The sequence below is a fragment of the Sphingobium sp. PNB genome (genome assembly GCF_019873065.1).
Lineage (GTDB): Bacteria > Pseudomonadota > Alphaproteobacteria > Sphingomonadales > Sphingomonadaceae > Sphingobium > Sphingobium fuliginis.
The window spans coordinates 25,214-38,699 of the sequence record NZ_JAINEZ010000048.1; the positions used below are offsets into that span (position 1 = coordinate 25,214).

Genomic DNA, 13,486 nt, shown 5'->3' on the forward strand with positions numbered 1-13,486 from the left:
TGCACCCTATGGGCGGCTTCGCTAGGCTATCGGTTCTCGCAGGAAATGGAGCAGACTGTGCGGTCTGCCCCAAATCCTTCTCGGACGTGCGGCTCGCTTTAGCTGAGCCTATTGATGGATTCACGCATGTGATCGACGCTGACGCTGGAATAGCGCTGGACCATGCGCAGCGATTTCCAGCCGCCCATGTTCATGATGGTGATGAGGTCGATCCCGGCCATGACGCAGTGCGATGCCCAGTGGTGTCGCCAGTCATGGACGGTGAAATCCTCTATCTCTGCGCGCTTGCACGCAGTGGCGTGCTGATTCCTGATCGGGTTGCCGCCGGGGATCTTCGCCTTGCGGGTGTCGGAATAGGGCTTGCCCAACCGGTTGAGGAAAACATGCCCCTTTGTCGGCTGCCCTCGCTTCTCCCAGATCGGACGCAGGACGTCCATGACGCGGGGATGCATCGGCACGGACCGGATGACGGCATTCTTGCTGTGGTTAAGCCGGATCGATCCTTGCTCCATATCGACGCCCTCGACACCCCACGGGAGCTGCAATGCCGTCTGGATGCGTGGGCCATGGAAGGCGAGCAGGGTTATAATCGGCTGTATGTGCGGTGAGTAGGCCTCGATCAGCCGGTCGCGGTCTTCCTTGCTGAGAAAGCGCACCCGTTCATTGTCGAACGGGATCGCCTTGATGCGCAGGGGCGGAAGGTCGTGCAGGTCGTGATGGACGTTGATCGCGGCCTGGAACACGGCGCGATAGCGATCCTGACCCGCCGGGTCATGGCCGGTCAGATAGGCGCGGCGAAAATGCTCCCATGCCTGCTTTGGCTCGCGCAGGCTGAAGTCTCCGATCAGGCCATTGAGCTTGCCGATGCGCAGGACGTCGGACGGGCAGGGCGGCTTCGCCTTCGTCAGGTAGCTTTCAAACGCGTCGGCTATCTTGCCTTGCGCCACGATCGCGGCCGGACCGAACATCAGCCGGTGCCGCAGCTTCGTCTCATGTTCCGCCATCAGGTGCGATGCAGCATCGCGGTCACTCGTTCCTGAACTGAACTCCTTGACGTCGATGTGCTTGTCGCCAAGCGTGACGGTACCTCGGATATAATAAATGCCGTTCTTCCCACGGGTTCGAATGGAGAGCATCTTATCTTCCTGTTGCATCTGATCGCGCGCTTGCGCCGGGAGTTTCGCTCCAAATGCTTCAGCGTGAGGCGCGTTAGCTTTTATGAAGGTCTGGGGCATGCTGTCGTCCTGATTGATACGAGCGCATGCTGAACTGGAACAGCATGCCAAGCGACAGCAAGGTGATCATCCATTCCATGGAGGTGCCCGGCTTCGTGGCAGTGCACGGATGCGTCGGCAGGCAACGGCCGTGATGGGCGAGCAGCGTTTATACGCTTCCTGCGCGGCTGCGGGATCGACCCTTTTGGAGCCCGAGCTAAGCGAATCGCTTGCAGTCCGAGATAATTTCGGCGGTGTGCGCGACTCGGGATTTCGCTCCCATCGCCCGGCATTTGCATGCCCAGAATTTGCCCAAAGAGACCCGGATTTGCCCAGAATTTGCCCAAAAATTGATGGGCAAGGCCAAGCTCTACGGCTTGCGGCAGGCAAACAAAAACCCCGCCAAACCGTTGATTTGGCGGGGTTTTCGATGGTGGGCGTGGCAAGGATTGAACTTGCGACCCCTGCGATGTCAACACAGTGCTCTACCACTGAGCTACACGCCCACGGTGGAGTGGGCCAATAGCCGGGGGTGTAAGGGAGCGCAAGCGGGAAATTGAGCCTTGCCGCTATTCTTCTGGACAGCAGCCCGGCAGGTCATATGTTGCGGTGCGAAAAGGGGACGCCAAACGCCATGCTGCCATCGCCCACGCCGTCTGATCAGCCCATCGCCCGCCTGCCATTCTATCGCCAGCTTTATGTTCAGGTGCTGATCGCCATCGCCCTTGGCGTTGGGATCGGGCATTTCTTTCCCGAAACCGGCGTCGCGCTACAGCCCCTGGGGGAAGCCTTCATCAAGCTGGTCAAGATGATCATCGCGCCCGTCATCTTCCTCACCATCGTGACCGGCGTGGCGGGGATGAAGGAGTTGGGCGCGATCGGCCGTGTCGCGGCCAAGGCCTTCGCCTATTTCCTGACCTTTTCCACCCTGGCGCTGATCGTCGGGTTGATCGTCGCCAATGTCGTCCATCCCGGGGCAGGCCTCAATATCGACCCGGCGACGCTGGATGCCGGGAAGGTCGCGCAATATCAGCAGCAGGCGCATGACCGGACGCTCACGGGTTTCCTGCTGGACATCATACCCGGCACGCTGGTCTCCGCCGTGGCGGACGGACATAATATCCTGCAGGTGTTGTTCGTCGCCATCCTGTTCGGCATCGCGCTCACCATGATCGGGGAGAGGGCCGATCCGCTGATGACGGTGCTCGAATCGGCCAGCCATGCGATCTTCAAGCTGGTGTCCTTCCTGATGAAGGCGGCGCCGCTGGGCGCTTTCGGCGCGATGGCCTTCACCATCGGAAAATATGGGGTGGGGGCGCTCGCCAATCTGGCCGGGCTGGTGGCGACCTTCTATCTGACCTCGATACTGTTCGTGCTGGTGGTGCTGGGCGTGGTGGCGCGGCTCGCCGGGTTCAACATCCTGCATCTGATCCGCTACCTGAAGGCGGAACTGCTGCTGGTGCTCGGCACCTCCTCCTCCGAAGCGGCGCTGCCGAGCCTGATCGAGAAGATGGAGCGCGCCGGGTGCCGCAAGTCGGTGGTCGGGCTGGTGGTGCCGACCGGCTACAGCTTCAACCTGGACGGCACGAATATCTACATGACGCTGGCGGCGCTGTTCATCGCGCAGGCGACCAATGTGCATCTGAGCCTGGAGGAGCAGATATTGCTGCTGCTGGTCGCCATGCTTTCCAGCAAGGGGGCCGCGGGCGTCACGGGGGCGGGGTTCATCACGCTTGCAGCGACGCTTTCCATCGTGCCGTCGGTGCCGGTGGCGGGCATGACGCTGATCCTGGGCGTCGACCGCTTCATGAGCGAATGTCGCAGCCTCACCAATTTCATCGGCAATGCGGTCGCGACGGTGGTGGTGTCGGTTTGGGAAAAGGGGCTGGACCGGGAACGGTTCGCGGCCGCCATGGCCGGGCAGCCCCTGCCGCCGACGCCCGATATGGAAGAGGTTGTCTCGGCCTAGCTGAGGCCGGTCAGGCTTTCGGTGCCGAACATGCGCTCGACCTCCAGCACCAGGTCGCGCAGGTGAAACGGCTTTGACAGGACCTTCGCCTGCGGCACGGCCTTGCCCGCTTTCAGCGTGACGGCGGCAAAGCCGGTGATGAACATGATTCGCATGTCGGGCGCCACGGCGGCGGCATGCTGGGCCAGTTCGATCCCGTCCATTTCCGGCATGACGATGTCGGTCAGCAGCAGGTCGAACCGGTCGCTGTCGATATGCGGCACCGCCTGCGCTCCGGTGGAGACGGAGACGACTTCATATCCTGAACGTTCCAGCGCGCGGGCCAGATAGGCGCGCATGCTTTCATCATCTTCCGCCAGCAGAATTCGAACCATTGCCCCGTACGTCTCGTCCCAGGCCTGTGACGGCCGACCCCTGATCGCCCCCTTCGCGGATGGCGTGAAGCGACTATATATGCGACAAGGTGTAAATATTATCCAGCCGAGTAACCATTTTTGGGCGGCGGCCTGTGAAAGGATCTTGCTTGGGACATAGCGCGCCGCCGGTTCCGACCGAAACCACGCCCGCCTACGATCTTTACGAACCCGACGTCCCCGCCGGGCCGGTGGTCGTTTCCGTGCCGCATGCGGGGCGGGATTATGACGAGGGATTGCTCGCACAGGCGCGGGTGCGGCGGGATGTGCTGCAAAGGCTGGAGGATCGCTGGGCGGACATGCTGGCCTATCCGCTGATCGAACGGGGCGTTCCGGTGCTGGTGGCGCGGGTGCCGCGAGCGACGATCGACCTCAACCGGCATGAGCGGGAGATCGACGCAGGCATGGTCAGCGGCATTCCGCGCGACGTCCCCCTGCAGAGCAGCGCCAAATTGCGGGGCGGGCTGGGCCTGATCCCGCGCCGCTTGCCGGGCGCGCATGAGCTATGGCAGCGCTCGCTGGGCTGGGCGGAGGTCGAACGCCGGATCGAATTGTTCCACAGGCCCTATCATGCGACGCTCGCGCGATTGATGCGGACGGCGCGCGATGCCCATGGCCATGCGATCCTGATCGACCTGCATTCCATGCCGCCGCTTCCCCCGCCCACCGCGGGGCAGGTTGCTCCCGGACTCGTGCTGGGGGACCGATTCGGCCGCAGCGCCTCGGCTCGGCTGATGACGCTGGCAGCGGATGTCGCCGCCGCCCACGGCATCGCCGTCGCGCAAAATCATCCTTATGCGGGCGACCATATGGTCGAACGCCACGGCAGGCCGACGCATGGCTGTTATGCGATCCAGGTGGAATGCGACCGGAGCCTCTATCTGGACGTCTCGCTGGACCAGCCGGGACCGGGGCTTGCCCGTTTGCAGCAGGTGGTGGCTGCCATGGTGAATGCATTGGCGCATGAACTGCCGCGCTCGAACTATGCGATGGCGGCGGAGTGATGGGCGGGGATGATTTCAGGCGGGGCTGCGACAGCGGCGGATTCGGCCTGATTCCATCCGATCCTTGCGCATTCGCCGGCAAGGATTGAATCTTCCCAAATCCGCCGCCCTCGGATAGGGGCAGGCACTTGATGCGTTTGCCGATCCTACGGCCAAGCGCCCCGACATTCTGGAGAGTTCCCATGCGCGCCGAAGCGCAGCAATATATCGACCGCATCGACGCCGCGCTGGACCTGCTGCGCCGCTTCCTCGACTGGGACCGCGCCCTGCGCCGCCTCGACGAACTGAACGCCCGCGTCGAGGACCCGACCCTCTGGGACAATCAGAAGCTCGCCCAGGAAGTGATGCGCGAACGCACCCGGCTCGACGCCGCCATCGGCGCCACCCGCGCGATCGAGAGCGAGAAGACCGACACCGCCGAACTCATCGAAATGGCCGATGCCGAAGGCGATGAGGATATGGTGACCGAAGCCATCGCGTCGCTGAAGGCGCTGGCCGACCGCGCGGACGAGGACAAGATCAAGGCGCTGCTGGCGGGCGAGGCCGACGCCAGCGACACCTATCTGGAAATCCACGCCGGCGCGGGCGGCACGGAAAGCCAGGACTGGGCGGAAATGCTCAGCCGCATGTACCGCCGCTGGGCCGAACGGCGCGGCTACAAGGTCGAACTGGTCGACTATCAGGCGGGCGATCAGGCCGGCATCAAGTCCGCCACCTTCCTGTTCAAGGGCGAGAATGCCTATGGCTATGCCAAGACGGAAAGCGGCGTGCATCGGCTGGTGCGCATCAGCCCCTATGACAGTTCGGCGCGCCGCCACACCAGCTTCTCGTCGGTCTGGGTCTATCCGGTGATCGACGACAATATCGAGATCGAGGTGAATGAAAGCGACCTCAAGATCGACACTTATCGCGCCTCGGGCGCGGGCGGGCAGCACGTCAACACCACCGACTCCGCCGTCCGCATCACCCACGTTCCCTCAGGCATCATCGTCGCCAGCCAGAACGACCGGTCGCAGCACAAGAACCGCGCCACGGCCATGAACATGCTGAAGGCGCGCCTTTACGAAGCGGAACTGCGCCGTCGCGAAGAAGCCGCCTCGGGCGAATATCAGGCCAAGACGGAGATCGGCTGGGGCCACCAGATCCGCTCCTATGTGCTCCAGCCCTATCAGCTCGTGAAGGATCTGCGCACGGGCGTCACCTCCACCTCGCCCGACGATGTGCTGGACGGCGCGCTCGATCCCTTCATGGCCGCCGCGCTCAGCCAGAAGGTGACGGGCGAGAAGGTCGATGTGGAGGACGTCGACTGATGAAAGCTCCGGCGCTGGCGGCCGGAACACTGACAGCATGCCTGTTCCTGCTGGCGGGCTGCGGCCCGTTTTCGTCGGACAGCAATGGCGACCGCCCGGCAGGCGCTCGCGCCTTTCCGCGCGCCGACCGCCCGGTCGCGCCGATCGTGTCCACCCGCTGGTCCAGCGAGGAGGCGCGCGACCGGGTGAACGAGGCGGAGGACATCATGAACCGGGCCGGCATCCGCACCGGCATGACGGTCGCGGACATCGGCGCGGGCGAAGGCTATTATACGGTTCGCCTCGCCAGGAGGGTGGGCGACAGCGGCCGGGTCCTGGCGGAAGACATCATGCCCGAAGTGATCGAGGCCCTGTCCCGGCGCATCACCCGGGAAGACTGGCGCAATGTCAGCGTCCGCCTGGGCGCGCCGGAGGACCCGAAGCTGCCGGAAAACAGCTTCGACCGCATCCTCATGGTGCATATGTACCATGAGATCGCGGAGCCCTACGCCTTTCTCTGGCATTTGAGTCCCGCGCTCAAGCCGGATGGCGAACTGATCGTGGTCGACGCCAACCGCCCGACCGACCAGCATGGAACGCCGCCGCGCCTGCTCGCCTGCGAACTGGCCGCCATGGGGTTCCGGCTGGAGGAACTCATCCCGAAGCCGACGGCGGGGGGCTATTTCGCCCGGTTCAAGCGCATCGCAGCCCGGCCCGAACCTTCCTCCATCGTTCCCTGCGCCCTTCGGTCCTGACCTTCCTGTCGCCGGGAGGCTTTTCTTGGCGCGGATTATGGTTAATGCGCTGCCAGCGATTCTATGATGCGTTGACCATTGGACGACCTGATGCCTTGGGGAGAGGGCAGGATATGACAGACCTGACTGGCGCCGCGGGGCAGCGGCGGCTCGACCCGCGCCACAAGATGTTCGGGCCGGTTGCGCTGCGTTTCGGCGGCACGGCGGCGCGGGCCCATTTTCTGGACCTTTCCAGCTCGGGCGCGCTGGCCCATTGCGAAACGCCGCCGACGACCGGCACCTACCTCATGGTCGAGGCATTGGGCGTGCAGGCGAGCGGTCGCGTCATGTGGGCCGAGGGCAAGCGCTTCGGCATACGTTTCAGCGAGCCTTTGACCCGCCATGCCATGGATGTGCTGATCGAAGGCGTCTGACACCCCTTGCCTTCAGCCCTTTTGCCGCCATTTCCGGAACAGCGACGCGCCCAGCAGTCCGCCGCCGACAAGCGCCGCAATGGCTCCTCCCGCGCTCGCCAGCGCCCAGGCGCCGGCCGCCAGCAGTCCGGTGAGGAAATCGACGATGATCAGCGTCAAATGGATCATCACTGTAGGAAGACGTCAGTCCTGCCCAAGTTCCTTCGCTTCCTGATATTTGAGTTCCAGGAAGCGGTTCTGCACCGCCAGCTTGTCGAGGTCGCCGCTCGCCAGATTTTCGCTCATCCGCGCGATTTCCGCGTCGATCACGCCCAGTCCGTCGATCAATTGCCGTTCGGGAACGCGCCCATTGCGCTCCTCCCGCCGAAGCGGCTCGGGAATGGATTGGTAGCCGGTGACGAGTTCGGGCAGGTGATCGGCCAGCAATTTGCGGATTTCCTGCGCCGCCGGGTCCTGATCGTTCAGCCGTTCGAGTTGCGGCGCCAGGGTTTCCAGCTTGACGCCGATGCTGTCGACCAGTGTGACGGCCGGCGCGGGCAGGGCCTTGCGCTGATTCTCCAGCCAGATTTCGGTTTGCAGGGGCAGGGCGGTGAGCGCCGTATCCGCCAGCGCCTCTGTCCGCACCCTTTTTTCGCCGGGAAGCATGGCGACCAGCAGCAGGGCCGCCAGCATCGCCCCCAGCGCGATCATCACCCCGGTCGTGCCCAGCGGGGTCACGAAACCCGCCACTGCGCTGCCGATCAGGACCGCAGTCACCGCCCAGAAGGCATATTTGACCTTCCGCATCAGCGCCGCGTTGCGCCGCTGCCGGGCACGCGCCGACAGGCTTTGCCCGCGCCCGCTATGGCGGCGCAGAACCGCCTCCGCATCGGCCAGCACGCGGTCGGAACGGCTCATCCCCTCACGCCTCGATGGAACTCAGCAACGGATTGTCGGCACGGGCCTGGCTTGCCGCCTGCGCCTGCCCTTCGGCGCGGGCGATATAGCCCTTGGACTTCTCCACCTCGTTCGACAGCGTGTTCACCGTCGTCTTCATATTCTCCAGCGCCTTCAGCTTGAACGTGTCGATATTGTCCATCGTGTCGTAGATATTCTGGAAGGCGCGTTGCAGCGTCTCGATGGGAATGGTGCTGGATGCGGCCTGCTCGTGAATCTGCGCCGTCTGGTTCTTCAGCATCTCGCCGGTCGAATCGATCATGTTCGCGGTGGTCGTGTTGAGCGCGGTGATCTGTTCCAGCACCAGCTTCTGCCCGACCAGCGCCTGCGCCACGGTGACGGCGGTGCGCAGCGCGGCGACGGTCGTGGTGCTGGCGCGGTCGACGCCTTTCACCAGCTCGACATTGTTCTTCTTGACGAGGTCCAGCGCCAGATAGCCCTGCACCGTCACCGCCATCTGCGTCAGCAGGTCCTGCGTGCGCTGGCGGATGTAGAAGAGCGCGCTCTCCCGGATCGCCTTGGCTTTCGCGGGGTCGGTCGAATCCAGTTCCAGCGCCTTGGCTTCCAGCCGGGCGTCGAGCGTCTTGCTGATGTGGATCATCTGCTCCAGACGGCCCATCGTGGCCCACATATTCTGCCGCTCGACATCGATCGCGGCATTGTCCTTGATCAGCACGTCCTTGCCGCTGGCGAGGGAGCCCAGGATCGAATTGATATGGCTCTGCGCGCTCTTGTAGCTGTCGAAATAGTCGCGCATCCGGTTGCCGAAGGGGATGAGGCCGAACAGCTTCTTCGGCGCGGTCAGGCTGCCGCGCTTGCCGGGGTCGAGATCCTCGATGGTCCGGCGCAGCTCCGCCAGGTCGACGCCGACCTTGTTGTCGCTGTCCATCGCCCGTACCGGCCGGTCGAGGAATCGGTTGCTGTGCCCGGCCGCCTCCGCGATTTCCTTGCGCCCCATATTGGTGAGCTGGTCGACCCGCTGGCCGAATTCGGGCGAATTGGCGTCCTGCGCGACCAGATCGTCGATGAAGGCATCGACCTTCTCGTCCAGCTTCGACCGTTTCTCGTCATCCAGCGGCACCAGCCCGGCGGCCTTTTCGGGCGCGACCGGCGGCACCGGATCGGGCGGCGTCAGGTTCAGCGTGTCGCCAGAGGTCGTGGCGGTGGCGGTCGGCGCGGTCGAAGCCATGTCATCTCCCAGGGGCCAGGGGCGGTTCGAACTGTTATATGTGCATAGAACAGTTGGCCCGCAAGTCCGTGATGCGAGCTATAAAGCCTCCGCGCTTGCCATTGCAATCGCCCGGCGCGCGGCTAGCATGGCCGAAAGGACGAAGGAGGGCGCATGAGCGACGGACCGGACGAACAGAGGATCGCAGCCGTGGCGGCCGATCCGCGCTATGCCCGGCTGGTGGCGCGTCGGGCGAAGATCGGCTGGCTGTTGTCCGCCATCATCTTCTTCGCTTTCGTCGGTTATCTGTTGCTGATCGCCTTCGACAAGGCGCTGCTGGGCATGCCCGTCGGCCTGGGCGTGACGTCGATCGGCATTCCGGTCGGGCTTGGTCTCATCCTGCTCGCGATTGCGCTGACCGGCGTTTATGTCGCCTATGCCAACCGCCACCATGACGCCCGGATGGCGGCCCTCCTGATCGACCACGGCTTCCAGGATCGCGTCGCATGAGGGCTTGGCTTGCCGCGCTTGCCACCGCCTCCATCATGCTTCTCCCGCTCCCCGCGCTCGCAGCGGCGCTGGAGGGGGAGGCGCAGCGCCAGCCCGTCAACTGGGTCGCGATCCTCATGTTCGTCGCCTTTGTCGGGCTGACGCTCTGGATCACCAAGGCGGCGGCGGCGCGCACCCGTACCGCTTCCGATTTCTACACGGCTGGGGGCGGGATCAGCGGTTTCCAGAACGGTCTCGCCATGGCAGGCGACTATATGTCGGCGGCCTCCTTCCTCGGCATTTCGGCGCAGATCTTCAACGACGGCTATGACGGTCTGATCTATTCCACCGGATTTCTGGTCGGCTGGCCGATCCTGCTGTTCCTGATGGCGGAACGGCTTCGCAATCTTGGGCGCTTCACCTTTGCCGATGTCGCCTCCTACCGCTTCGCCCAGCCGCCGGTGCGCAGCTTCGCGGCGGTCAGCACGCTGCTGGTCGTCAGCTTCTACCTGATCGCGCAGATGGTGGGGGCGGGGCAGCTCATCAAATTATTGTTCGGCCTGCCCTATGCCGTGGCGGTGGTGATCGTCGGCGCGCTGATGATGCTCTACGTCCTGTTCGGCGGCATGCGCGCGACGACCTGGGTGCAGATCATCAAGGCGGTGCTGCTGCTGGGCGGCGCCAGCTTCATGGCGCTGATGGTGCTGGCGCAGATGGGCTTCAGCCTTGAAGCGCTGTTCGCCCGTGCGGTGGAGGTGAAGCGCCAGGCCGCCCTGTCCGGCGGGGCGACCATGGCCGAAGCGGCGGAACGGGGGCGGTCCATCATGGCGCCGGGTAATTTCATCAAGGACCCCGTCTCGGCCATTTCCTTCGGGCTGGCGCTGATGCTGGGGACGGCGGGCCTGCCGCATATATTGATGCGCTTCTTCACCGTTCCGGATGCGAAGGAAGCGCGCAAGTCGGTGCTCTGGGCGACCGGGTAGATCGGCTATTTCTACATTCTGACCTTCATCATCGGTTTCGGCGCGATCGTGCTGGTGGGAACGGAGCCCGGCTATCTGGACGGGGAGGGCGCGCTGCGCGGCGGCGGCAATATGGCGGCGATCCATCTGGCGCATGCGATCGGCGGCAATGCCTTTCTGGGCTTCATTTCGGCGGTGGCCTTCGCGACCATCCTCGCCGTGGTGGCGGGGCTGACGCTCTCGGCGGCGTCGGCGGTCAGCCATGATCTCTACGCCACGGTGTTCAAACATGGCCGGGCGGGTTCGGCGGACGAACTGCGCGTGTCGCGGTTGACCACGCTGGCGCTGGGCGCGCTGGCGGTCCTGCTGGGGCTGGTGTTCGAGAAGCAGAATGTGGCGTTCATGGTCAGCCTTGCCTTCGCGCTGGCGGCGTCGGGCAATTTCCCGGTGCTGATCCTCTCGCTGCTCTGGAGCGGGTGCACCACCCGTGGCGCGGCATGGGGCGGGACCATCGGCTTGCTGACCGCCTTCGTGCTGACCCTGCTGTCCCCCGCGGTCTGGACGGCCACCTTCGGTCTGGGACCGGCGCCTTTTCCGTACAGCTCGGCGGCGATCTTTTCGGTTCCGGCGGGTTTCCTTTCGATCTGGCTGATCTCGCTGCTCGACCGCTCGCCCCGCGCGGCTGTGGACAAGGCGGGCTATCCGGCGCAGCGGGTGCGGGCGGAAACGGGGATCGGCGCCTTCGCCGCGTCGGACCACTGAACGCTTCCGCCGGCCGTCGCGCCGCCCTTGCCGCAGCGCGTCATTTCCTGTAGGGGCGCGCCCGATAGTCCTGAGCAGGCGCGGTGCCGGCCGGGAAACCTTAAATCCCGAAGGCAGTTGCATGTCCCTGCGTAACATCGCGATCATCGCGCACGTCGACCATGGCAAGACCACGCTCGTCGACCAGCTTTTCCGCCAGTCCGGCACCTTCCGCGACAACCAGCGCGTCGAGGAACGGGCGATGGATTCGAACGACCTGGAAAAGGAACGCGGCATCACCATCCTGGCGAAGCCCACCTCGGTCGAATGGAACGGCACGCGCATCAACATCGTCGACACGCCCGGCCACGCCGACTTCGGCGGCGAGGTGGAGCGCATCCTGTCCATGGTCGACGGCGTGATCCTGCTGGTCGATTCGTCGGAAGGCGCGATGCCGCAGACCAAGTTCGTGACCGGCAAGGCGCTGGCCCTGGGTCTTCGCCCCATCGTCGTCGTCAACAAGATCGACCGCCCGGACGAGCGCATCCAGGAAGTGCTGGACGAGGTGTTCGACCTGTTCGTGACGCTGGACGCCACCGACGAGCAGCTCGACTTCCCGGTGCTCTATGCGTCTGGCCGCAACGGCTATGCCAATGAAGACCCGTCGCTGCGTTCGGGCACGCTGGAGCCGCTGTTCCAGAAGATCGTCGACCATGTGCCGCCTCCGGCGCTGGACGAAGATGCGCCGTTCAGCTTCCTGGTGACGCTGCTCGACCGCGACAACTTCCTGGGCCGCATCCTGACCGGCCGCGTCAATTCCGGCACGCTGAAGGTCAACCAGCCGATCCATGCCATCGACGCCGACGGCAATGTGCTGGAAACCGGCCGCGCCTCGAAGATCCTGTCCTTCCGCGGGCTTGACCGCGTGCCGGTGGAAGAGGCGAAGGCGGGCGACATCATCAGCCTTGCGGGCCTGACCGTCGCCACCGTGGCGAACACCATCGCCGATCCGTCGATCAACACCGCGATCAAGGCGCAGCCGATCGATCCGCCGACCCTGTCGATGCGCTTTGCGGTGAACGATTCGCCCATGGCGGGCCGCGAAGGCAGCAAGGTGACGAGCCGCATGATCCGCGACCGCCTGATGCGCGAAGCGGAAAGCAATGTCGCGATCAAGGTGACCGAATCGGCCGACAAGGACAGCTTCGAAGTTGCCGGTCGCGGTGAACTCCAGCTTGGCGTGCTGATCGAGACGATGCGCCGCGAAGGCTTCGAACTCGGCATCTCCCGCCCCCGCGTGCTGTTCGGCGAGGATGAGAACGGCAACAAGACCGAGCCCTATGAAACCGTCGTCATCGACGTGGACGATGAATTTTCCAGCACGGTCGTCGACAAGATGAACCAGCGCAAGGCGGAAATGACCGACATGCGCCCCTCGGGCGGCGGCAAGACCCGCATCACCTTCTCGGCGCCCTCGCGCGGCCTGATCGGCTATCATGGCGAATTCCTGTCCGACACGCGCGGCACCGGCATCATGAACCGGCTGTTCGAGAAATACGGCCCGCACAAGGGCAATATCGAAGGCCGCAAGAATGGCGTGCTGATCTCCAACGGCGCGGGCGAGGCGGTGGCCTACGCCCTTGGCCCGCTGGAAGAACGCGGCGTCCTGATGGTCGGGGTGGGCGAGGCGCTCTACGAAGGCATGATCATCGGCCAGAACGCCAAGCCGGAAGACCTGGAGGTCAACCCGATGAAGTCGAAGGCGCTGACCAACTTCCGCGCTTCGGGCAAGGACGACAGCATCCGCCTGACCCCGCCCTGGAAGATGACGCTGGAACAGGCCATCGCCTATATCGACGACGATGAAATGGTCGAGGTGACGCCCAAGAATATCCGCCTGCGCAAGCGCTATCTCGACCCGAACGAGCGCAAGCGCATGTCGCGGGCCAAGGCTGCCGCCTGACCGGATTTCGAGGGATGAGAAAAGGGCCGGTGTCGCGAGACGCCGGCCCTTTCTGCTTCGGGAGTCTGACGATGGCCAATCCAAGACATTCCCCTCCTGTAAACGGGAGGGGTTAGGGGTGGGCGCGAGCGTAGCGAGCTTCTGACTTAGCCGTTGCAAAACAGCGCTGA

At 64.4% G+C, this 13,486-nt stretch carries 12 protein-coding genes, 1 tRNA gene and 1 pseudogene; 8 read left to right on the forward strand and 6 right to left on the reverse strand.

Features of this window, described 5'->3' with window-relative positions:
- Positions 1 to 98 precede the first annotated feature (98 nt).
- Together K7W03_RS16315 and K7W03_RS16320 are read right to left on the reverse strand one after the other, a co-directional pair.
- On the reverse strand, positions 99 to 1,136 hold the full coding sequence (locus tag K7W03_RS16315) for a tyrosine-type recombinase/integrase (RefSeq protein WP_222886823.1): 1,038 nt from the start codon (positions 1,134 to 1,136) through the stop codon (positions 99 to 101).
- Between the two features lie 509 nt (positions 1,137 to 1,645).
- Positions 1,646 to 1,720, reverse strand: a tRNA-Val gene (locus K7W03_RS16320).
- Positions 1,721 to 1,848: 128 nt separating this feature from the next.
- Here K7W03_RS16320 and K7W03_RS16325 point away from each other — a divergent pair.
- Positions 1,849 to 3,183 carry a dicarboxylate/amino acid:cation symporter gene (locus tag K7W03_RS16325; RefSeq protein ID WP_044660218.1) on the forward strand — a complete coding sequence of 445 codons (1,335 nt, stop codon included), beginning with the start codon at positions 1,849 to 1,851 and terminating at the stop codon, positions 3,181 to 3,183.
- Here the strand turns inward: K7W03_RS16325 and cpdR are convergent.
- Positions 3,180 to 3,557, reverse strand: coding sequence for a cell cycle two-component system response regulator CpdR (gene cpdR / locus K7W03_RS16330; RefSeq protein ID WP_025551641.1), 378 nt, complete (start codon positions 3,555 to 3,557; stop codon positions 3,180 to 3,182). The genes K7W03_RS16325 and cpdR overlap by 4 nt on opposite strands.
- A gap of 149 nt (positions 3,558 to 3,706) precedes the next feature.
- On the opposite strand from cpdR, the gene K7W03_RS16335 reads away from it, so the two are divergent.
- The 4 genes from K7W03_RS16335 (at position 3,707) to K7W03_RS16350 (ending at position 7,057) form a co-directional block, all read left to right on the forward strand.
- A complete protein-coding gene (locus K7W03_RS16335; protein ID WP_044660217.1) occupies positions 3,707 to 4,600 on the forward strand; it encodes an N-formylglutamate amidohydrolase in 894 nt (297 codons plus the stop codon).
- Between the two features lie 182 nt (positions 4,601 to 4,782).
- Entirely contained in the window at positions 4,783 to 5,910 is a 1,128-nt protein-coding gene (gene prfB, locus K7W03_RS16340; RefSeq protein WP_044660216.1) for a peptide chain release factor 2, read from the forward strand.
- Positions 5,910 to 6,644 carry a class I SAM-dependent methyltransferase gene (locus K7W03_RS16345; RefSeq protein ID WP_025551644.1) on the forward strand — a complete coding sequence of 245 codons (735 nt, stop codon included), beginning with the start codon at positions 5,910 to 5,912 and terminating at the stop codon, positions 6,642 to 6,644. Before prfB ends, K7W03_RS16345 begins: the two co-directional genes overlap by 1 nt.
- 113 nt (positions 6,645 to 6,757) lie before the next feature.
- Positions 6,758 to 7,057, forward strand: coding sequence for a PilZ domain-containing protein (locus K7W03_RS16350; protein WP_025551646.1), 300 nt, complete (start codon positions 6,758 to 6,760; stop codon positions 7,055 to 7,057).
- 12 nt (positions 7,058 to 7,069) lie between these two features.
- On the opposite strand, the gene K7W03_RS16355 is transcribed toward K7W03_RS16350, so the two are convergent.
- From K7W03_RS16355 to K7W03_RS16365, 3 genes are read right to left on the reverse strand one after another with little or no spacing between them, the layout of a single operon-like run.
- A complete protein-coding gene (locus K7W03_RS16355; protein ID WP_167706561.1) occupies positions 7,070 to 7,228 on the reverse strand; it encodes a hypothetical protein in 159 nt (52 codons plus the stop codon).
- 12 nt (positions 7,229 to 7,240) lie between these two features.
- Positions 7,241 to 7,954 carry a hypothetical protein gene (locus K7W03_RS16360; RefSeq protein WP_222886824.1) on the reverse strand — a complete coding sequence of 238 codons (714 nt, stop codon included), beginning with the start codon at positions 7,952 to 7,954 and terminating at the stop codon, positions 7,241 to 7,243.
- A 4-nt stretch (positions 7,955 to 7,958) separates the two neighbouring features.
- Positions 7,959 to 9,182: a toxic anion resistance protein gene (locus tag K7W03_RS16365; RefSeq protein WP_222886825.1), complete on the reverse strand. Its 1,224-nt coding sequence runs from the start codon at positions 9,180 to 9,182 to the stop codon at positions 7,959 to 7,961.
- Positions 9,183 to 9,335: 153 nt separating this feature from the next.
- On the opposite strand from K7W03_RS16365, the gene K7W03_RS16370 reads away from it, so the two are divergent.
- The 3 genes and pseudogenes from K7W03_RS16370 (at position 9,336) to typA (ending at position 13,316) form a co-directional block, all read left to right on the forward strand.
- A complete protein-coding gene (locus K7W03_RS16370) occupies positions 9,336 to 9,671 on the forward strand; it encodes a DUF485 domain-containing protein (protein WP_222886826.1) in 336 nt (111 codons plus the stop codon).
- Positions 9,668 to 11,374, forward strand: a pseudogene (locus tag K7W03_RS16375) (cation acetate symporter). Before K7W03_RS16370 ends, K7W03_RS16375 begins: the two are co-directional and overlap by 4 nt.
- A 121-nt stretch (positions 11,375 to 11,495) precedes the next feature.
- Positions 11,496 to 13,316, forward strand: a complete 1,821-nt coding sequence (gene typA / locus K7W03_RS16380; RefSeq protein ID WP_140042481.1) for a translational GTPase TypA — start codon at positions 11,496 to 11,498, stop codon at positions 13,314 to 13,316.
- Positions 13,317 to 13,486 lie beyond the last annotated feature (170 nt).